The 331-nt window shown below is 65.9% G+C and carries 1 protein-coding gene; it reads left to right on the top strand.

All coding sequences use genetic code 11. The features are described from left to right. Positions 1 to 331, top strand: a 331-nt coding sequence (locus tag EN850_RS34740) for a sulfatase-like hydrolase/transferase (protein ID WP_145973029.1), incomplete at both ends; no start/stop codon positions are given.

The raw sequence follows: 331 nt of genomic DNA, 5'->3' as shown, positions 1-331 counted from the left end.
GGCGTTTCCAGAGCGGCTACGGCAAGATAGGTCTGCTGAATGCACTCAAGTGCACCGACCGGCTGATCTCGCGTCTGGTCGAGCGCATCCAGGCCAGTCCGTATGGCAAGGACACGCTGATCGTGATCGCCTCCGACCACCTGGCGATGCCCAACGACCTCAGCCACGTGCTGGCCAAGCAGAAGCGCGAGAACCTGCTGCTGTTCCTCGGCGAGGGCGTGGCGCCGCGCCAGCTGGCGGTGGACGACGGTTCGACGCTGGATTCCGGCGCCACCCTGCTCAGCCTGCTGGACCCGAAACTGCGGACCATGGGCTTTGGCCGCTCGCTGCT

The organism is Mesorhizobium sp. M8A.F.Ca.ET.207.01.1.1 (genome assembly GCF_004794715.1).
Taxonomy (GTDB): domain Bacteria; phylum Pseudomonadota; class Alphaproteobacteria; order Rhizobiales; family Rhizobiaceae; genus Mesorhizobium.
Note: the sequence above shows the minus strand (reverse complement) of the source record. Positions and strands in the feature narration are given on the sequence as shown.